Consider the following 19,467-nt stretch of genomic DNA (forward strand, 5'->3'; position numbering starts at 1 on the left):
ACAGGCGTAATGCCTTCGCTCGAAAAGCCTCCCATCGCGACCACCACCGTCAAGTGGCGCTTTCCCGCCGTCCATCCCGAAGGGCGCAAATATGTGCTGATCGGGGCGGGCCTGACCCTGCTCGCGACGCTCGTCACCAAAGTGCTGTTCTGGCCGTTCGTCGGCCTGTGCATCTGGATCGCCGCCTTTTTCCGCGACCCCGTGCGCACCACGCCGCAGGGGGACGACCTGATCGTCGCGCCCGCCGACGGCCTGGTCACGATGATCCAGCGCGTGCCGATCCCGCGCGAGCTGGTCGGCGAACTGGGCGAGGCGCCGCTGGTGCGCGTGTCGATCTTCATGTCGGTGTTCGACGTGCATATCAACCGGACGCCCGTGGCGGGCGTGATCCGTCAGGTCGTGTATATCTCGGGCAAGTTCCTCAACGCCGATCTCGACAAGGCGTCGGACGAGAATGAGCGCCAGCATTTCGTGGTCGAAGGGCGCGACGGTCGCAAGATCGGCTTCACCCAGATCGCAGGGCTGGTCGCGCGACGCATCGTCGGCTTCGTGAAGCCCGGGGACATGGTCGCGGCCGGCCAGCGGGTCGGCCTGATCCGCTTCGGCAGCCGCGTCGACGTCTATCTGCCCGACGACGTCACGCCGCAGGTTTGCCTGGGCCAGCGCTCGGTTGCCGGGGAAACGGTGCTGGGCCGTGTCGGCGGCAAGCCGATAAGCGGCATCGCCCAATAAGCCTTTAGCGACATGGCCATTTCCCCCCGCTTCGCGCGTCGCGCCTCGACCGACGGCCTGCCCCCCAGAGGGCTTCCATTGCGCGCGATCGCGCCCAATGCGGTGACGGCGCTGGCGCTGGTCTCCGGTCTGACCGGGGTGAAGTTCGCCATTGCCGGGTCCTGGGAAGCGGCGGTGACGATGATCATGGTCGCCGCCGTGCTCGACGGACTGGATGGCCGTATTGCCCGGTTGTTGCGCGGGGAAAGCCGGTTCGGGGCGGAACTCGATTCCCTGTCCGACGCCATTTCCTTCGGCGTCGCGCCTGCACTGATCCTCTATCTCTGGTCGCTGGAGCATCTGCCGCGGATCGGCTGGATCTGCGCGGTGCTTCAGGCGGTGTTCTGCGCGCTGCGACTGGCGCGGTTCAATTCGCAACTCGATGTGACCGACCAGCCACGCAAGACCGCGGGCTTCTTCACCGGTGTCCCGGCTCCCGCCGGGGCGGGGCTGGCCATGTTGCCGCTCTATCTGTGGTTCTGGACGGGCGAGCCGCTCTTCGCCTCGCCCTATCTCGTGGCGCCCTGGGTCGCTTTCGTGGCGCTGCTCATGGTGTCGAGCCTGGCGACTTTATCCTGGACCTCGTTCCGGCTGCGCCGCCATGTTCGGTTCGAGGCGCTGGCGATCATCGTGCTCGTCGGCGTCGCGTTGATCTCGGCACCATGGCATGCCCTGACCGCGCTGTGCCTCGCTTATCTGATCAGCATACCCTTCACGATGCTCGCTTATGCCCGGCTCAAGCGGCAGCGCGGCGGCGTGCCAGCGACGAAGGCACCGGCGAACTTGCCGCCCAGCGCCTGACCGCGATACGACGCTCGGCGACGACCAGGGTCGCCAGCGGCGTGAAGGCCGGTTCGACATGGCCGGTGGCCAGATGAAGGATGCGACGCCATTGTGGCGCGATCATCATGACGATGGTACCGATGGCAGCGACCAGCGCGCCCATGAAAACCAGAACACTCACCACGATCATCATGATGCCCGCCTCCTGCCGTCCGCTACGGTCCAGCCCATTAACCGGATCGTAACCATTGAAAATTTTGATCAGTTCCGTCGCTGCCTTCGTGACAGCAGGTCGAACGGTGCCAAATTCACGACGTTTCGATAGCGACTCGTCGCAATCAAGGCCTGTTCTCCCTTGCGGGCTCTTTATGTTCCGCTGTTGTTCCTGTGTCAAGCGGCATTGGAACAAACGCGAACGGCGTGTTGCGCTTGCTATCGCGTATCGGCTGGGCTAAGGGCGCGCCCCTCAACACCGCATGGGAAGCATCATATTCTGGTGCGCATGGGCTTCGCCCGCCGCGTCATCCGCTTCCCAGAGGACTAACCGGAAGGAATTATCTTATGGCGGCACCTGTCGTCACCATGCAGCAGTTGGTCGAGACCGGCGCGCACTTCGGCCACCAGACCCACCGCTGGAACCCGAAGATGAAGCCCTACATCTTCGGCGACCGCAACGGCGTCCACATCCTCGACCTGTCGCAGACCGTGCCGCTGTTCGCGCGCGCTCTGGAGTTCATCAGCTCGACCGTCGCTGGCGGTGGCAAGGTCCTGTTCGTCGGCACCAAGCGCCAGGCGCAGGAGCCGGTCGCCGAGGCCGCTCGCCGTGCGGGCCAGCACTTCGTCAACCACCGCTGGCTGGGCGGCATGCTCACCAACTGGAAGACGATTTCCAACTCGATCAAGCGCCTCAAGACGCTCGAAGAGCAGCTTTCGGGCGACACGCACGGCCTGACCAAGAAGGAAGTGCTGAACCTGACCCGTGAGCGCGACAAGCTCGAGCTGTCGCTGGGCGGCATCCGTGACATGGGCGGCGTGCCCGACGTCATGTTCGTGATCGACGCGAACAAGGAAGAGCTGGCGATCAAGGAAGCCAACACGCTGGGCATCCCCGTCGTCGCGATCCTCGATTCGAACGTCTCGCCCGATGGCATCGCCTTCCCGGTTCCGGCGAATGACGACGCCAGCCGCGCGATCCGCCTGTACTGCGAGGCCGTGGCGATCGCCGCGACCCGTGGCAATAACGAGCAGCAGCGCCGCAGCGGCACCGACTTCGGTGCGATGGCGGAGCCGCCCGTCGAGGAAGCGCTGACCGTCGCCCCGACCGAAGCGGCCGAGCAGGCCGTCGAGGCCGAGCGCCAGATCGACGCGTAATCGCGTGGAACATGCCCCGCGGTGCGGGCGGGGCGATCATCGACCGGACGGGGCAACCCTTCGGTCGGTGACATCGGCTTGACATGCAAGCCGTGCTAAGGGCCGCCCCCGATGGGGCGGCCCTACCCGCATCCCCCTTTTCAGACAGAGGATTGAGACAATGGCCGATATCACCGCAGCGATGGTCAAGGACCTGCGCGAAAAGAGCGGCGCGGGCATGATGGACTGCAAGAAGGCGTTGGCCGAGGCGAATGGCGACATGGACGCCGCGCTGGACTGGCTGCGCACCAAGGGCCTCGCGGCCGCGCAGAAGAAGTCGAGCCGTACCGCCGCTGAAGGCCTGGTCGGCGTTGCCACCAGCGGCACCGTCGGCGCCGCCGTCGAAGTGAACTCGGAAACCGACTTCGTCGCCAAGAACGACCAGTTCCAGGCGTTCGTTCGCGACGTGACCGCGATCGCGCTGAAGTCGGGCGACGATATCGAGGCGCTTAAGAACCAGGCGATGCCGCAGGGCGGCACCGTCGCCGAAGTGCTGACCAACAATGTCGCGACGATCGGTGAGAACCAGTCGCTGCGTCGCGCCAAGCGCCTCGAAGTGTCGAAGGGCGCGGTCGTGTCCTATGTCCACAACCAGCAGGCGCCGGGCATGGGCAAGATCGGCGTGCTGGTCGCGCTGGAGTCGGAAGCCGCCGACGAGACGCTCCAGTCGCTGGGTCGTCAGCTGGCGATGCACATCGCCGCCGCCTTCCCCAAGGCGCTGAACGAGGAAGACCTGGACGAGGCCGAGATCGAGCGTGAGCGCGCGATCGCGACCGAGAAGGCCGCCGAATCGGGCAAGCCCGCCGACATCATCGCCAAGATGGTCGAAGGCTCGATCGCCAAGTATCGCAAGGAGCATGCGCTGGTCAGCCAGCTGTTCGTGATCGACGGCAAGACCAAGATCAGCGACGTCGTGGCGAAGGCCGGCAAGGACGCCGGTGCCGAGATCAAGCTGGTGGACTATGTCCGCTTCCAGCTGGGCGAAGGCATCGAGAAGGAAGCGTCGGACTTCGCGGCCGAAGTGGCTGCGGCTTCGGGCGTTCCGCAGAAGGCGTAACATCCGCGCTGTCCTGTGATGGGACGGTCAAGGTGATAGGGGAGCGGTTGCCGGAAGGTGGCCGCTCCTTTGCGTGTGGGTGACTCTCCTAACCTCCGTTCGCCCTGAGCGAAGTCGAAGGGCATGGGGTGAACGCAGTTCCATGGGCTTCGACTTCGCTCAGCCTGAACGGCCGTTGGGGAATGAGGCTTTGCTCTCTGTATCCGCCGCACCCGGGCATAGCCTGGGAGCAGCGGTCATCCGCCGCATGTCCCACGAAAATCCCCGCAACCTGCCGCTGCGTGGTTGCCCGTAGCCCGGTCGCCGCCTAAGGTCCGCGCCACTTTCATCACCAAGATCCGAGAAACGATGACGAGCCCGCGCTTTAAACGAATCCTGCTGAAACTCTCGGGCGAGGTCCTGATGGGTGAGGGGGGCCTGGCCATTTCGCCCGAGATCACCGCGCGCGTGGCGCAGGAGATCGCCGATGTGCGGGCCCAGGGTTATGAGCTGTGCATCGTGGTCGGTGGCGGCAACATCTTCCGTGGCCTGTCGGCGGCGGCCAAGGGGTTCGAGCGGGCGACCGCCGACTATATGGGTATGCTGGCGACGGTGATGAACGCGCTGGCGGTGCAGAATGCGCTGGAGCAGATCGGCGTCGATACTCGGGTCCAGTCGGCGATCCCGATGGCCAGCGTGTGCGAGCCCTTCATCCGTCGCCGCGCGGAGCGGCATCTGGAAAAGGGCCGCGTGGTGATCTTCGCGGCGGGCGTGGGTTCGCCCTTCTTCACCACCGACAGCGGCGCCGCGCTGCGTGCTGCCGAGATGAAGTGCGACGCGCTGTTCAAGGGGACCAGCGTCGACGGCGTGTACGATGCCGACCCCAAGAAGGTGCCGACCGCCACCCGCTATGACACGGTCAGCTATTCCAAGGTCCTGTCCGACGACCTGAAGGTCATGGACGCCTCGGCCATCGCGCTGTGCCGTGACAACAATATTCCGATCGTCGTCTTCAATATCCGCGAACATGGCAATTTCGGTGCTGTGCTCGCCGGCGAAGGCGTGTCGACGATCGTCCAGAACCAAGGAGCGTAATTCATGGCAGCCTATGACAAGTCCGACCTCGAGCGCCGTATGCAGGGCGCGGTCGAGTCGCTGAAGCACGACCTGAACGGCCTGCGTACCGGCCGTGCGTCGACGGCTCTGCTCGATCCGGTCACCGTCGAGGTCTATGGCAGCCACATGCCGCTGAACCAGGTCGCGACCGTCTCCGCGCCGGAACCGCGCATGTTGTCGGTGCAGGTATGGGACAAGACGAACGTGTCGTCGGTCGAAAAGGCGATCCGTTCGGCCGGGCTGGGCCTGAACCCGATCAATGACGGCCAGACGCTGCGCCTGCCGATCCCCGACCTGACCGAGGAGCGCCGCAAGGAACTCGCCAAGCTCGCCAACAAATATGCCGAGAGCGCGCGTATCGCGGTCCGCAACGTCCGTCGCGACGGCATGGACAGCCTGAAGACCGACGAGAAGAAGGGCCTGTTCGGCGAGGACGAGCGCAAGCGCCACGAGACCGAAGTGCAGAAGCTGACCGACGCCACCATCGCCGAGTTGGATGCGGCGGCGGCGGCCAAGGAAAAGGAAATCCTGGGCAAGTGAGTCCTCCGGCCGCCTCGGCCCAGACGGCTCTGGGGTCGCTGGTGGCCGTGCCCGATACGGGTGCGGTCCCGCGTCACGTCGCGATCATCATGGACGGCAATGGCCGCTGGGCCAAACGCCGTCTGCTGCCGCGCTTCGCCGGTCACAAGGCCGGGGTGGAGGCGGTGCGCCGCATCTCCCGCGCCGCGCGTGCGCTGGGGATCGAGGCGCTGACCCTCTATGCCTTCTCTTCGGAGAATTGGCGGCGGCCCGAGACCGAGATCAGCGACCTGATGGGTCTGCTCCGCATCTTCCTGCGCAAGGATCTGGCCGAGCTGGTGTCGGACAATGTCCGGCTGCGGGTGATCGGGGACTATCACCGGTTTCCCGCCGATCTGGTCGCGATGATCGACGATGCGATCGCGCGGACGTCCGCCAATACCGGTCCCATTCTGGCGATCGCGCTGAATTACGGCGCGCAGGCCGAGCTGGTCGAGGCGACCCGGCGACTGGCATCGAAGGTGGTCGCCGGCGAGATGACGGCGGACGCGATTACGCCGGAGGCGATCGAGGGCGAGTTGCAGACCAACGGCCTGCCGCCGCTCGATTTGGTGATCCGCACCTCGGGCGAGCAGCGTCTGTCCAACTTCCTGCTGTGGCAGGCGGCCTATGCCGAATTGCTGTTCGTCGACACGCTCTGGCCCGATTTCGACGAAGCGGCGCTGGCGGATGCGGTGGCGGAGTTCGGCCGACGGCACAGGCGTTTCGGCGGCCTGTGACCGACCCCGAAATCCCGACGACCGGGGCGCCCGAAGCGGCCCCGGTCAAGAGCATGTCGAATCTGACCAAGCGGGTGCTCGCCAGTATCGTGATGATCGCGGTGGCCAGCCTGTGCCTGGCGCTGGGTGGCCTGGCCTTCTGGCTGCTGGCGGTCGTGGTCGGGCTGTTCATGATGGCCGAATGGTCGGATCTGTTGAAGGTCGATCGTTCGCGCAAGCGGCTGGCCCAGTTCGCGTTGTCGGTGCCGCTCGCCATCATGGCGCCGGGACTGGCGGCGGGGCCGGGCTTCTTCGCGCTGGGGCTGATCGCGGGCGTCTTCTTCTTCCTGACCATCATTTCGCGTCGCCCCGATTATGGCGCGGGCGCGCTCTATGTCGGTCTGCCGGTCTTTTCGCTGCTGGCGATCCGTCTGCATGACGATGGGCTGGCGCTGTCGCTCTGGGCGATGGCGATCGTCTGGGCTTGCGACAGCGGTGCCTTCTTCGTCGGGCGGCAATTCGGCGGGCCGAAGCTGGCTCCCACGATCAGTCCGGCCAAGACCTGGTCCGGCCTGATCGGCGGTGTCGCGGCGGCGACCCTGCTGGCCATGCTGATGCGCTGGGGCCATGACCTGCCCCTGCCGTTGGTAATCGCGACGCCGTTCCTGGCGGTGCTGGCGCAGATGGGCGACCTGTTCGAAAGCTGGCTGAAGCGTCGGGCGGGCGTGAAGGACAGCGGCAATGTCCTGCCCGGCCATGGCGGCGTGATGGACCGGCTGGACGGGATCGTGCCCGTCGCGCCGGTGGCGGCGTTCCTGATCTTCCTGCCGGGCCTGTTCTGATGCGCAGCGTGACGATCTTGGGAGCGACCGGTTCGGTCGGCACCTCGACCCTGGATTTGATCGAGCGCGAGCCCGACCGGTACCGTGTCCGCGCGCTGACCGCCAATTGCGACGTCGCCAAGCTGGCGGCGGCGGCGAAGCGGACCGAGGCGGAACTGGCGGTGGTCGCCGACGAACGCTGCCTCCCCGATCTGCGCGAGGCGCTGGCGGGCACCGCGACGCGCGTGGCGGGCGGTCGCGCGGCGGTGATCGAGGCGGCGGCGCTGCACGCCGACTGGACCATGGGCGCGATCGTCGGCTGCGCGGGGTTGGAGCCCGCCATGGCGGCGATCGCCAATGGCGGCACCGTCGTGCTTGCCAACAAGGAGCCTCTGGTGTCGGCGGGCGAGGTCGTGCTGGCGGCGGCGGCCAGGGCGGGGGCGACGCTGCTTCCCGCCGACAGCGAGCATAACGCCATCTATCAATGCTTCGACTTCGCCCGGCCGGAGCGGGTGCGGCGGATCGTCCTGACCGCCAGCGGCGGTCCGTTCCGCGAATCGACCACCGAAGAGATGGCCCATGTCACCCCCGAACAGGCGGTGGCACATCCCAACTGGTCGATGGGTGCCAAGATTTCGGTCGATTCGGCGACGATGATGAACAAGGGGCTGGAACTGATCGAGGCGGCGCGCCTCTTTCCCGTCCCCGCCGACCGGATCGAGATCGTGCTCCATCCGCAATCGGTCATCCATTCGGCGGTCGATTATGTCGACGGATCGATGCTGGCGCAGCTTGGCCCTTCCGACATGCGCGTGCCCATCGCGCATTGCCTGGCCTGGCCGGACCGGATGCCGACACCGATGGCACCGCTCGATCTGGTCGCGCTGGGGCGGATGGACTTCGCCGCACCCGATCCGGTGCGCTTTCCCGCGCTGCGGCTCGCCCGTGCCGCGCTGGAGGCGGGTGGGGCGGCGCCGGCCATTCTGAACGCCGCGAACGAGATCGCGGTCGCGGCTTTTCTCGCGCGACGCATCGGCTTCCTCGAAATTGCCGCAATCGTCGAACATGTTCTCCATCGCTACGACCCGGCCCCGCCGGAAACGCTCGATGCGGTGATCGCGATCGATGCGGAAACGCGGGTGCTGGCGGCCGAGCGTGTTGAGGATTGCGTCGTTTGATCGAAACTCCCGGCCTGTTGTTGACCATCCTGGCCTTCGTTCTCGCTCTCGGTCCGCTCGTGTTCGTGCACGAGATGGGCCATTACCTCGCCGGTCGCTGGTTCGGGGTGAAGGCGGAGACGTTCTCGATCGGTTTCGGTCGGGAGATTTTCGGTTTCACCGACAAGCGTGACACGCGGTGGAAGGTCGGCTGGCTGCCGCTGGGCGGTTACGTGAAATTCGCCGGTGACATGAACCCGGCCAGCCAGGCCGATGCCGCCTGGCTTTCGCTGCCGCCGGAGGAGCGCGCCCGGACCTTTCAGGCGAAGCCCGTGTGGCAGCGCGCGATCATCGTCGCGGCGGGCCCGGCGATCAACTTCTTCGCCGCGATCCTGATCCTCGCCGGTTTCGCCTATGCCTATGGCGAAGTGGTGATCCCCCCGGTGGTCGGTCAGGTCATGCCCGGCAGCGCGGCGGCGACCACGACGCTGCGCGCGGGCGACCGGGTGACGGCGATCGGTGACCGCGACGTGAACGATTTCGCCGACATCGCCCGCTATGTACAGATCCGCGCGGGCGAGCGGGTGACGATCACCGCCGAGCGCGGCGGGCGCCGCTTCACCACGGACGCCGTCATCGGCACCGAGCAGCAGCGCGACCGATTCGGCAATGCGTATCGCATCGGACGCCTGGGGCTTCGCGGCTCGGGCGAGGTCGATCTCCGCCCGGTCGGCCTGCTGCGCGCGCCCGTCGTCGCGGTTGAGCGCACCGGTGAGATCGTCCGGATGATGGTCGAGACGCTGGGCCAGGTGATTTCCGGCCGCCGCTCGGTCAAGGAACTGGGCGGGCCGGTCTCCATCGCCAAGGTGTCCGGCGAACAGATGTCGCTGGGCCTCGATGCCTTTGTTTTCTTCGTGGCGCTGGTGTCCATCAATCTCGGGTTCATCAATTTGTTGCCAGTGCCGATGCTGGATGGCGGGCATCTTCTCTTTTATGCGATCGAAGCGGTGCGGCGACGCCCCCTGGAGCCTGCGGCTCAGGAATGGGCATTTCGCGGCGGTTTGATCGCAATTTTGGCCCTGATGCTGTTTGTTACATTCAACGATCTTGGCAATTTGGGGCTTTGGCGGAATATCGCCGGCTTGATCGGTTGACGACGATGGGGCAGGGCGCGGTTACGACAGGGGTCGGTTCGACTTTTCTGGGGTGGGTTTGGTGACAGCAATGACGGGTATGAAGACTGTGCGCGCGGGCGCCATATTGCTGGCGGGCACGATGCTGTCCGGCGTCCCCGTCTGGGCGCAGACCGCCCCGGCCGCGCCCGGCACCGCCGCCGCCCCGGCTCCGGCGGTCGCACCCGCACCGGTGCGGACGATCAAGACGCTGCGCGTCGAAGGGGCCCAGCGTATCGAGCCCGAGACGGTGTTGTCCTACACCAAGCTGCGGGTCGGCATCCCCTATACCCCCGAAACGCTCGACCAGGCGCTGAAGGATCTTCAGGCGTCGGAGCTGTTCGCCGACTTCTCGATCTCCGGCGTCGAATCCGGCGACATCGTCCTGCGCGTGCGCGAGAACCCGATCATCAACCGGGTCATTCTGGAGGGCAACAAGCGCCTGAAGGAAGACAAGATCAAGAAGGAGATCAAGCTGTCTCCGCGTCAGATCTTCACCCGGACCGCGGTTCGCCAGGACGTGGCGCGCATCGTCGAACTCTATCGCCGCCAAGGCCGGTTCGGCGCGGTGGTCGAGCCGAAGATGGTCAATCTCGACCAGAACCGCGTCGACGTGGTGTTCGAGATCAGCGAGGGCCCCAAGTCCAAGGTCCGCCAGATCAACATCATCGGCAACGAGAAATTCTCCGACGACGAACTGCGCGGTGCCATGTACACCAAGCAGTCGCGCTGGTTCCGTTTCCTGTCCTCGGCCACCAGCTACGACCAGGATCGCCTGGCCGCCGACCAGCAGAAGCTGCGCGCCTTCTATCTCAGCAACGGTTATGCCGATTTCCGCGTGACCAGCGCGGTGGCCGAGCTGACGCCGGACAAGAAGGACTTCATCATCACCTATGTGGTGGAGGAAGGCCCGCGCTATAAGTTCGGCGACGTCAAGGTCGACAGCCAGATCCGCGACTTCGACAATGACAAGCTCGCCCAGTCGCTGCCCATGAAGAAGGGCGACTGGTACAATGCCAAGCTGATCGAGGACTCGATCGACAGCCTCAGCCAGACGGCGGGCCTGTTCGGCTATGCCTTCACCGACGTGGAACCGAATTTCCAGCGCGACAAGGAAGCGCTGACCATGTCGATCACCTTCAACATCGCCGAAGCCAAGCGCACCTATGTCGAGCGGATCGACATCAACGGCAACACGCAGACGCAGGACAAGGTCGTGCGTCGCGAAATCCGCGTGGCTGAGGGCGATGCCTTCAACAGCTTCCAGGTCCGCCGCAGCCAGGACCGCATCAACTCGCTCGGCTATTTCCAGGAAAAGCTGGAGATCAAGCAGAATCCGGGTTCGACTCCGGACCGCATCGTCCTGGAAACCAATGTCGAGGAACAGTCGACCGGCTCGCTCCAGCTGTCGGCGGGTTATTCGTCGCTGGAACGCTTCATCATCCAGGCGAACATCACCCAGCGCAATTTCCGCGGCAAGGGCCAGGAATTGCGCGCGGGCGTCAACTATTCGGCCTATTCCAAGTCAATCGAGCTGGGCTTTACCGAGCCTTATGTGTTCGACAAGAATATCGCGCTGGGCGTCGACGTGTTCCGCCGCGATTTCAACTCGTTCAACTATCTGGGCACGACGCGCCAGACGACCTACAGCCAGGTGTCGACCGGGTTCCAGGTGCGTGCGGGCGTGCCGCTGACCGAATATTGGTCGCTGTCGGGTCGCTATGGCCTGACCTATGACGAGGTCGGTCTGGACTCGTCCTTCTTCAACGCCGACGGCACCTGCAACTATCAGACGGCGGGCCGCTATCTGTGCGACTCGATCGGCAATCGCTGGACCTCTTCGGTCGGCTACTCGCTGATCTATGACAGCCTGAACAGCCGTCTGCGCCCGACCGCCGGACATCGTTTCTCGTTCAGCCAGGACTTTGCCGGTCTGGGCGGCGACGTGAAATATATCCGCACCCGGGCCGAGGGCGCGAAGTTCATGGGTCTGGGCAAGGGCTTCGTCTTCTCGCTGCTCGGCGAGGGCGGTTATATCCACTCGCTGGAAGGCAGCCGTGGGCCCGGCATCGATCCGGTCCGCATCGTCGACCGCTTCTATCTCGGCGAGCCGCAGTTCCGCGGCTTCGACATTCGCGGCGTCGGTCCGCGCGTGCTGCGCGTGCCCTATGTGGTCGCTGCGGATGGCAGCCAGTCGAAGCAGACCGATCGGGATCAGATCGTCGACGACTCGCTGGGCGGCCGGGCGTATTACCTCGCCCGCGCCGAGCTGGAACTGCCGCTGGGTTCGGGCGCTCGTGAGATGGGCCTGCGTCCCAGCATCTATGTCCAGGCGGGTAGCCTGTGGGGCGTCACCCGTCCGCTGCCGTCGCTCAACTTCCCGCAGGCGCGTGACGCCAACGGCAATCCGCTGTTCAACAAGGACGGCTCGCCGACGCTGGCACCCGCGCCCTTGGTCGACGGGCAGGGGCGACAGATTTATCAGGTGCCCAGCACCGCCGATGCCAGCATCGCCAATTTGCAAACCACCTGCGCCACCGGCTATTCGTCGACCGCGGGCGGCACATGCTCGGGCACCACGACCAACATCGCGCTTCAGAACACCAGCTATGCCGTCGAGGAATTCTACGGCGGCACGTGGAAGCCGCGCGTGTCGATCGGTATCGGCGTGAACTGGAACTCGCCGTTCGGCCCGCTGCGCATCGATTTGGCCAAGGCCCTGATCACGCAACCCGGGGATGACCCCAAGCTTATTACTTTCAACGTAGGGACGCAGTTCTGATGAAGACCATGACGAAGCTTTTCCTCGCGGCGGCCCTCGTCGCTCCGGCGGCGACCGTTGCGACCACCGCCCAGGCCCAGGTGAACGGCGTCGCCGTCGCCGACCCGCAGGGTGCGATCGCCGGTTCGCGCGCCTGGACGGCCGCCCGCCAGCAGATCGAGACGACCTACAAGGCGCAGCTCGATCAGGCCGAAACCCGCCGCACCGCGCTCAGCCGTGAGCTGGAGCCGCTGGTCCAGGCGTTCCAGACCGCGCGTTCGGCCCCCAATGCCAACGAAGCGGCGCTGCGCACCCAGGCACAGGCGATCCAGACCAAGCAGCAGACCGCCGAGCAGGAACTGGCGCGCCTGACCCAGCCCGCCGTCCGTGCGCAGACCTATGCGGTCGAGCAGATCCAGGCGCGTCTGGGCGAAGCGGTGCAGAATGCCGTCCGCGCCAAGAATGTCAGCCTGCTGGTCAGCCCGCAGGCGGTGCTGTTCATGCAGCCGACCGCCGACATCACCTCGGCAGTGACCGCCGAGCTGGACAAGCTGGTCCCGACCGTCAGCATCACGCCGCCCGCCAACTGGCAGCCCGGCCAGCAGGGTCAGCAGCAGGGTGCGGCCCCCGCCGCCACGGCTCCGGCCGCCGCCGCTCCGGCGCCCGCGCGTCGTCAGAACAGCGGCCGGTAATCCGTCCGTGAGCGAGACGGAGAAGACCACCATGGGCCCGCTCGATATCGGGCGGGTCATGGCGGCCCTGCCGCACCGCTATCCGATGCTGCTGGTCGATCGTGTCGAGGAACTGGTCCTCGACACATCGATCCGCGCGGTGAAGGCGGTGACGATCAACGAAGGCTTCTTCCAGGGGCATTTCCCCGGTCGTCCGATCATGCCTGGCGTCCTGATCGTCGAGGCTCTGGCGCAGGCCGCCGGTGTCCTGGCGGTCGAGAGCCTGGGCCTCGCCGGTTCCGGCAAGCTCGTCTATTTCATGGCGATCGACGGCGCCAAGTTCCGCAAGCCCGTGGAACCCGGCGTCCTGCTCCATCTGGAGGTCGAATTCGTCCAGAAGCGGTCGAGCGTCTGCAAGTTCGCCGGTGTCGCCAAGATCGACGGTGTGACCGTCGCCGAGGCGAACTTCACCGCGATGATCGCCGATCCGCCCAAGCCCGCCTGACGGCGCGCTCCGACGGGTTCGCACTTTGACTAAGGGAGCGCGGTCCGCTATGGGCCGCGCTTCCCGCTTTCAGGCTGGTCGGAACCAGCCATTTCCGGAGCAATATCATGAAGACCGATACGCATCCCGACTATCACATGATCAAGGTGCAGATGACCGACGGCACCGTGTTCGAAACCCGCTCCACCTGGGGCAAGGAAGGCGACACGATGCAGCTGGATATCGATCCGCTGGCGCACCCGGCCTGGACCGGTGGCCGTGGCTCGCTGCTGGACACCGGCGGTCAGGTCGCGCGCTTCAACAAGCGTTTCGGCGGCGGTCTCACGCTCCGCAAGTAATCGCGTCGCTCTTTGGAGCGAATGCCGAAAGAACCCGGTGCTTCCTGTGGAGGCGCCGGGTTTTTTCATGCGTGCCGCAAAGGGCCGGGAGGGCCGATCCTAAAGCAGGATGACATGGAGCCGACCCGAGCCTAGCCCCTCCCCTTCAGGGGAGGGGTTGGGGTGGGGCCTCACCCAGGGCGCCGCGTTTGTGGAAGCGTCCCCGGCCCCTCCCCTGAAGGGGAAGGTGGATCAACCTGATGCCATCCCGTTCTAAACCCTTCCTTAACCAACCAGCCATAGCCTTCGGCGAATGTTCGCCGCCGAGTTCGAGACCGTCACCTTCCGGCGCCGTCGTCGTTCGATGGACGCGGCGGCAACGGCGGCGGAGGGGGAGCCCGCGAATGACGGCCTCGCGCGGGCGCTGTGCAAGGTGTTGCAGATATCGCGCGAAGGCGTTCAGCTTCAGACCTATATTCCGCTTGTCCTGAAGTCGGTCATCCGTCTCTATCTGCCGGAGACCGATGGGGTCATGGCGCGGGTCGTGTCCGCATCCGATTTTTCCGCCCGGTGCCGGTTCCGTCGACCGCTGTCCCCCGAACTGCTCGACGAGCTATCGTCGCAGAACTGGGAGATCGCCAAGGCATGGCTGGCCAGCCGCAGGGAGTTGGGCTAGTCAACGGGTAAAGCCGTAACAATTGGAACGATCTTGACCCTGTCCGCCACCCCCGTGACCGCCTTGCCGCGTGGCGAAGACAGCGTCGCCGCCGTCAGCGTGACCGAGCTGTTCACCATCGGTATCGGCCCGTCCAGTTCGCATACGGTGGGGCCGATGCGCGCGGCCAAGGCTTTTGCCACCGAGATGCTCGACACCGGTCTCATCCCGCAGCGCGTGCAGGCAGAACTGTTCGGCTCGCTCTCGCTGACCGGGCGGGGGCATCATAGCGACCGGGCGGTCCTGCTCGGGCTGGCGGGGGAGACGCCGGAGACGGTCGACCCCGATGCGATCGAGGGCCTGTTGGCGGATATCGCGCGGTCGGGGGAAATCGGGCTGGATGGGCGGCATCCCATGGCCTTCGACTATGAGGCCGACCTGCTGTTCCGCCCGGGGTTCCTGCCTGCGCATCCCAACGGCATGGTCTTCACCGCCTTTCTGGCTGACGGCAGCGCGGTGGTGCGGCGTTTCTATTCGATCGGCGGCGGTGCGATCCGGATGGAGGGTGCCGAGCCGATGCGGACCAACCGGCGGCTGGCGCATCCCTTCGCCTCTGGCGCGGAGCTGCTGGAGCGCACGGCGGAAACCGGCCTGTCGATCGCCCAGATCGTCCGCGCGAACGAGGCGGCCTGGCGCGCGGACGCGGAGACGGACGCGTTTCTCGACCGGGTGCGCGATGCGATGTGCGGCGCGATCGAGCGGGGCTGTGCCGCATCGGGCATTCTACCCGGTGGCCTGAAGGTCCAGCGCCGCGCCCAAGCGATCAAGCAGAAGCTGCTTGACCGGGGGCCGCGCTCCGATCCCAGTCTGGTGTTCGAATGGGTCAGCCTCTGGGCGCTGGCGGTGAACGAGGAGAATGCGGCGGGCGGCCGTGTCGTCACCGCGCCTACCAACGGTGCCGCGGGGGTGATCCCGGCGGTGCTGCGCTATTATGAGACCTTCGTCCACGGTGCGACGCGCGACGGGGTGCGCACGCTGTTGCTGACGGCGGCGGCGGTGGGGATGCTCTACAAGAAGCGGGCGTCCATCTCGGCGGCGGAAATGGGCTGTCAGGGGGAGGTCGGCGTGGCCTGCTCGATGGCCGCGGCGGGGCTGGCGGCGGCGCTGGGCGGCAATCCGGCGCAGGTCGAGAATGCCGCCGAGATCGGCATGGAGCATAATCTTGGCCTGACCTGCGACCCGATCGGCGGGCTGGTCCAGATCCCCTGTATCGAGCGCAATACCATGGGGGCGATCAAGGCGATCAACGCCGCCTATCTGGCGCTCCACGGCGATGGGCGGCACATCGTCAGCCTGGACCAGGTCATCGAGACGATGCGCCAGACCGGGGAGGACATGAAATCCCAATATAAGGAAACCAGCCTGGGCGGCCTGGCGGTCAACGTCGTCGAATGCTGAGTGCTTAGCGCGCCGCCCAGCGGATCGCGTTGGTCAGGATGCGGCGATAGGCGGGGTCGTCATAGAGTTGCGGCTCATGCCCCAGCGCGGAATAGAAGACCCGACCCTTGGCGTGCGGATTGGTCCACATGACGGGATGGGTGCCCATGCGCAGCATGTCGCCGGGGCGATAGCTCGCTTCATCCACCTGGGCGAGCACGGTCATGCCGCGCGCGGCGGGATTGCCGCTGAAGCTGTACCATTCGTCGCGCGCGACCCAGGGCATGCGGATCCCCGCCAGGATCGGGTGGCGCGGTGCGGCGGCGATGACGCGGGCGGACTGGATATGATCTTCGCCGTTCGGGTGGCCGATAAAGGTCGTGCCGATGATCGTATCGGCATACCAGGGCTCCTTATGGCTGTCGTCGCCCGCCGCATGGAGCGCGACCACACCGCCGCCCCGCGCGACGAAGCGGGTGAAGGCGGCCTGCTGGTCCGGCGTCAGGAAGTCGCCGCTGGCGCTGTTCAGGACGATGACGGAGAAGCGCGACAATTGCGCGTCGTTGAAGACGGCGGCATTCTCGGTCGTGAAGCTGGGGCGGCCGAGCCGCTTGGCGATGTCGGCCAGGACGATATTGGAATGCGGGATATGCTCGATATGCCGCCAGCCATTGGTCTTGGAGACGATCAGCACCCCGCGCGTGATCCCGGCGGGCAGGGTGGGGGCGACGCTGTCCACGGTCTTGGGCGGGAGATGCGGGTCGGACGGGACCTGCGCTACCGCGATCATCGCCATCATTGCCAGCGTTTTCAACATCATCCCTCTCCCGTTTTTCCGGAGGGTAGCAAGATGTCGGTGAAGGGCAATGCATTCCTCCCCTGCCCTTGCAGGGGAGAAATAAGGGATCAATCCGCCGCGATGGGGCCGTCATGCGGCTTGGGCCGTCTGGTGAACCAGGTCAGCGCCGCCAGTACGATACACAGCCAGGCCGAGACATAGAAAATGTCGGTCGAGGCCAGCAGATAGGCCTGCCCCACCATCTGCCGCGTGACGGCGGCGGCGGCCTGAACGTCGGTCAGGCCGAGATGGCCAAGGCCGTTCTTCGCCATCTGCCACACCGGGCCCTGGCCGATCGCCTCGGACAGATGCGCCTGGTGCATCGCCTCGCGCCGGTCCCACATGGTCGTGGTTAGCGAGGCGGCGAAGCTGCCCGCGGTGATGCGCGCGAAGTTGGAGATGCCGGTGGCCGAAGGAATGCGCGCGGGCGGCACCCCGTCCAGCGCGATGGTCAGCATCGCGAGGAAGAAGGTGCTCATCGCGATCCCCTGCACCATCAGGGGCAGGACGAAGTCACCGAAGCTCGCCTGGGTATTGAGTCCCGAGCGCATCCAATAGGAGACGCCGAACGCCGCGAAGGCGATCGTCGCCATCACCCGCGCATCGACCTTGCCCGACAGCCGCGCGACGATCGGGGTCAGCACGACCGCGACCGCCCCGCTGGGCGCCGCCACCAGACCCGCCCAGGTCGCGGTGTACCCCAGCTGCGTCTGGAGCCAGAGCGGCAGCAACAGCGTGTTGGCGAAGAACACCGCATAGCCCAGGCAAAAGGCCAGCGTCCCGATGCTGAAATTGCGCCCCTTGAACAGCGACAGGTCGACCGCCGGATTGGCGTCGGTCAACTCCCAGATCAGCCAGGCGACGAAGCCGACGACCGCGATCACCGTCATCACGACGATCCGGGTCGAATGGAACCAGTCGTCATTCTTGCCCAGGTCGAGCATCATCTGAAGCGCGCCGACCCAGACGACCAGCATGATCAGCCCCACCTTGTCGATCGGCAGGTTGCGGGTCGGCGTCTCTCGGCTCGACAGCCCGCGCCAGCACACGCCGGCGCAGAATAGGCCGACCGGCACGTTGATCAGGAAGATCCAGCTCCAGTGATAATTGTCGGAGATGTAGCCGCCCAGGATCGGTCCCATGATCGGCGCGACCAGCGTGGTCATCGACCAGATGCCGAGTGCGGTCGACCGCTTCTGCGGCGGGAAGATCGAGATGAGCAGCGCCTGGCTGCCCGGGATCATCGGCCCCGACACCGCGCCCTGAAGCACGCGGAAACCGATCAGCGAGGACAGGTTCCACGCGATGCCGCACAGGAAGGAGGCGATGGTGAACAGCAGCACCGACACGCAGAAGGTGCGCACCACCCCGAACTTGCCCATCAGCCAGCCGGTCAGCGGCACCGCCACGCCGTTCGCCACGGCGAAGGCGGTGACCACCCAGGTCGAATTGTCCGAACTGACGCCCAGATTGCCCGCGATGGTGGGCAGCGACACGTTGGCGATGGTCGTATCGAGCACCTGCATGAAGGTGCCCAAGGCCAGCGCGAAGGCGACGAGTGCCAGCGCCGGACCTTTCAGCGGGGCGGGGCCATCCTCCGCACCGGCGTGAGCAGGGGCCCCGGCCATCAGCGATTGGCCGCGATGATCTGCGCGATCCGGGCCTCGACCGCCGGGTCGTTCGCGTCGGTCGCAGGCGTGCGATAGGCCTGGGTGGCGGCGGTGCCGATCCGGGGCCCACGCTGATCGGCGGTGTCCACGGTCACCGTCGCCGACAGGCCGACGCGCAAGGGGTTCTGGCGCAGCTCATTGGCGTTCAGGCCGATGCGTACCGGCACGCGCTGGACGATCTTGATCCAGTTGCCGCTGGCATTTTGCGGCGGCAGCAGGGCGAAGGCGTTGCCGCTGCCCGCGCCCAGGCCGATGACCTTGCCGTGATAGACGATCTTGCCGCCATACATATCGGCGACGATCGTCGCGGGCTGGCCGATGCGAAGGTCCTTGAGCTGGGTCTCGCGGAAATTGGCGTCGACCCACAGACGGTCGAGCGGGACGACCGCCATCAGCGGAGTGCCCGCCGCGACCTGCTGCCCCACCTGCACGGTGCGCTGGGCGACGACGCCGGTGATCGGCGCGATGACGTGCATATGGTTGCGGGTGATCGCGGCGCGGCGATAGGCGGCGATCGCGGCCATCACGGCGGGATTGGTGCCGACCTCGGTACCCTGCACGGCGGTGCGCGCCTGCGCCGCCTGGGCGCGGGCGAGGTTCAGATTGGCGGTGGCGACCTTCACCGCATCGGCGGCGTGGGACAGTTCCTCGCCCGACACCGCGCCCTCGGCGGCGGCACCGCGACGGCGGGCATAGTCGTCGCGCGCGCGGGCCAGTTCGGCCTGCGCCTGGACGATCGCCGCGCCGCTCTGGTTGACCTTGGTGAAGTCGGCGCGGGTCGAGCGCACCGCGCGCGCCAGTTCGGCGGCGGCGGAGGCCAGCCCCACATCGGCGGTCGCGGGATCCAGATCGAGCAGCGGCGCGCCCGCCTTCACCGTCTGGGTATTGTCGGCATGGATGGCCAGGACCGTACCCGGATCGCGCGCGGTGATCGCCACCACGTCCCCGGCGACATAGGCGTCGTCGGTTTCCTCCTCCGGCTTGGCGAGCAGAAAGTGGAACACCGCCCAGACGATCGCAGCGACGACCACGACGATGGCCAGGATGGTCAGTCCCATCCTGCGTGCCCT

Annotated in this window: 20 protein-coding genes; 16 read left to right on the top strand and 4 right to left on the bottom strand. The window is 66.2% G+C overall.

Annotated elements, in window-relative coordinates; translation table 11 throughout:
- The first annotated feature begins 9 nt into the window (after positions 1 to 9).
- Positions 10 to 732, top strand: a complete 723-nt coding sequence (locus OXQ33_RS10815; RefSeq protein WP_267434697.1) for a phosphatidylserine decarboxylase — start codon at positions 10 to 12, stop codon at positions 730 to 732.
- Between the two features lie 12 nt (positions 733 to 744).
- The gene (gene pssA, locus OXQ33_RS10820) at positions 745 to 1,572 is read left to right on the top strand and encodes a CDP-diacylglycerol--serine O-phosphatidyltransferase (protein ID WP_267434698.1); all 828 of its coding nucleotides are present in this window, start codon (positions 745 to 747) and stop codon (positions 1,570 to 1,572) included.
- Here the strand turns inward: pssA and OXQ33_RS10825 are convergent.
- Entirely contained in the window at positions 1,508 to 1,948 is a 441-nt protein-coding gene (locus OXQ33_RS10825; protein ID WP_267434699.1) for a hypothetical protein, read from the bottom strand. The two genes, pssA and OXQ33_RS10825, sit on opposite strands and share 65 nt — an antisense overlap.
- 167 nt (positions 1,949 to 2,115) lie before the next feature.
- Here OXQ33_RS10825 and rpsB point away from each other — a divergent pair, with 167 nt between their 5' ends.
- The 14 genes from rpsB to OXQ33_RS10895 all read left to right on the top strand — a co-directional run bounded on the left by rpsB (position 2,116) and on the right by OXQ33_RS10895 (position 15,910).
- Positions 2,116 to 2,925 carry a 30S ribosomal protein S2 gene (gene rpsB, locus OXQ33_RS10830; RefSeq protein WP_267434700.1) on the top strand — a complete coding sequence of 270 codons (810 nt, stop codon included), beginning with the start codon at positions 2,116 to 2,118 and terminating at the stop codon, positions 2,923 to 2,925.
- 160 nt (positions 2,926 to 3,085) lie between these two features.
- On the top strand, positions 3,086 to 4,021 hold the full coding sequence (gene tsf / locus OXQ33_RS10835) for a translation elongation factor Ts (protein ID WP_267434701.1): 936 nt from the start codon (positions 3,086 to 3,088) through the stop codon (positions 4,019 to 4,021).
- A 348-nt stretch (positions 4,022 to 4,369) separates the two neighbouring features.
- Positions 4,370 to 5,095 carry a UMP kinase gene (pyrH, locus tag OXQ33_RS10840; RefSeq protein ID WP_267434702.1) on the top strand — a complete coding sequence of 242 codons (726 nt, stop codon included), beginning with the start codon at positions 4,370 to 4,372 and terminating at the stop codon, positions 5,093 to 5,095.
- A 3-nt stretch (positions 5,096 to 5,098) separates the two neighbouring features.
- Complete coding sequence (gene frr / locus OXQ33_RS10845) at positions 5,099 to 5,656, top strand: ribosome recycling factor (RefSeq protein WP_267434703.1); 558 nt, start codon at positions 5,099 to 5,101, stop codon at positions 5,654 to 5,656.
- Between the two features lie 41 nt (positions 5,657 to 5,697).
- A complete protein-coding gene (locus OXQ33_RS10850; protein WP_267434713.1) occupies positions 5,698 to 6,414 on the top strand; it encodes an isoprenyl transferase in 717 nt (238 codons plus the stop codon).
- 53 nt (positions 6,415 to 6,467) lie between these two features.
- Positions 6,468 to 7,235 (top strand): phosphatidate cytidylyltransferase, encoded by a 768-nt coding sequence (locus tag OXQ33_RS10855; protein ID WP_267434714.1) that lies wholly within the window; start codon positions 6,468 to 6,470, stop codon positions 7,233 to 7,235.
- On the top strand, positions 7,235 to 8,392 hold the full coding sequence (gene dxr / locus OXQ33_RS10860; protein ID WP_267434704.1) for a 1-deoxy-D-xylulose-5-phosphate reductoisomerase: 1,158 nt from the start codon (positions 7,235 to 7,237) through the stop codon (positions 8,390 to 8,392). The genes OXQ33_RS10855 and dxr overlap by 1 nt, the downstream gene beginning before the upstream one ends.
- A complete protein-coding gene (rseP, locus tag OXQ33_RS10865; protein ID WP_267434705.1) occupies positions 8,389 to 9,525 on the top strand; it encodes an RIP metalloprotease RseP in 1,137 nt (378 codons plus the stop codon). Before dxr ends, rseP begins: the two co-directional genes overlap by 4 nt.
- Before the next feature lie 79 nt (positions 9,526 to 9,604).
- Positions 9,605 to 12,325, top strand: coding sequence for an outer membrane protein assembly factor BamA (bamA, locus tag OXQ33_RS10870; RefSeq protein WP_267434706.1), 2,721 nt, complete (start codon positions 9,605 to 9,607; stop codon positions 12,323 to 12,325).
- A complete protein-coding gene (locus OXQ33_RS10875) occupies positions 12,325 to 12,996 on the top strand; it encodes an OmpH family outer membrane protein (RefSeq protein WP_267434707.1) in 672 nt (223 codons plus the stop codon). Before bamA ends, OXQ33_RS10875 begins: the two co-directional genes overlap by 1 nt.
- 31 nt (positions 12,997 to 13,027) lie before the next feature.
- A complete protein-coding gene (fabZ, locus tag OXQ33_RS10880; protein WP_267434715.1) occupies positions 13,028 to 13,480 on the top strand; it encodes a 3-hydroxyacyl-ACP dehydratase FabZ in 453 nt (150 codons plus the stop codon).
- A 107-nt stretch (positions 13,481 to 13,587) separates the two neighbouring features.
- Positions 13,588 to 13,818, top strand: coding sequence for a 50S ribosomal protein L31 (rpmE, locus tag OXQ33_RS10885; protein ID WP_058717894.1), 231 nt, complete (start codon positions 13,588 to 13,590; stop codon positions 13,816 to 13,818).
- Between the two features lie 292 nt (positions 13,819 to 14,110).
- Positions 14,111 to 14,473, top strand: coding sequence for a PilZ domain-containing protein (locus OXQ33_RS10890; protein ID WP_267434708.1), 363 nt, complete (start codon positions 14,111 to 14,113; stop codon positions 14,471 to 14,473).
- A gap of 33 nt (positions 14,474 to 14,506) precedes the next feature.
- Positions 14,507 to 15,910 (top strand): L-serine ammonia-lyase, encoded by a 1,404-nt coding sequence (locus tag OXQ33_RS10895; protein WP_276040060.1) that lies wholly within the window; start codon positions 14,507 to 14,509, stop codon positions 15,908 to 15,910.
- Between the two features lie 4 nt (positions 15,911 to 15,914).
- On the opposite strand, the gene OXQ33_RS10900 is transcribed toward OXQ33_RS10895, so the two are convergent.
- The 3 genes from OXQ33_RS10900 to OXQ33_RS10910 form a co-directional block, all read right to left on the bottom strand.
- Positions 15,915 to 16,709 (bottom strand): ThuA domain-containing protein, encoded by a 795-nt coding sequence (locus OXQ33_RS10900; protein ID WP_267434709.1) that lies wholly within the window; start codon positions 16,707 to 16,709, stop codon positions 15,915 to 15,917.
- Between the two features lie 86 nt (positions 16,710 to 16,795).
- A complete protein-coding gene (locus tag OXQ33_RS10905; protein WP_267434710.1) occupies positions 16,796 to 18,355 on the bottom strand; it encodes a DHA2 family efflux MFS transporter permease subunit in 1,560 nt (519 codons plus the stop codon).
- Positions 18,355 to 19,467 (bottom strand): efflux RND transporter periplasmic adaptor subunit (locus tag OXQ33_RS10910; protein ID WP_267434711.1); only part of this gene is annotated, 1,113 nt, incomplete at its 5' end. The genes OXQ33_RS10905 and OXQ33_RS10910, both read right to left, overlap by 1 nt.

The sequence above is a fragment of the Sphingomonas sp. GM_Shp_1 genome, assembly GCF_026540895.1.
Classification (GTDB): domain Bacteria; phylum Pseudomonadota; class Alphaproteobacteria; order Sphingomonadales; family Sphingomonadaceae; genus Sphingomonas.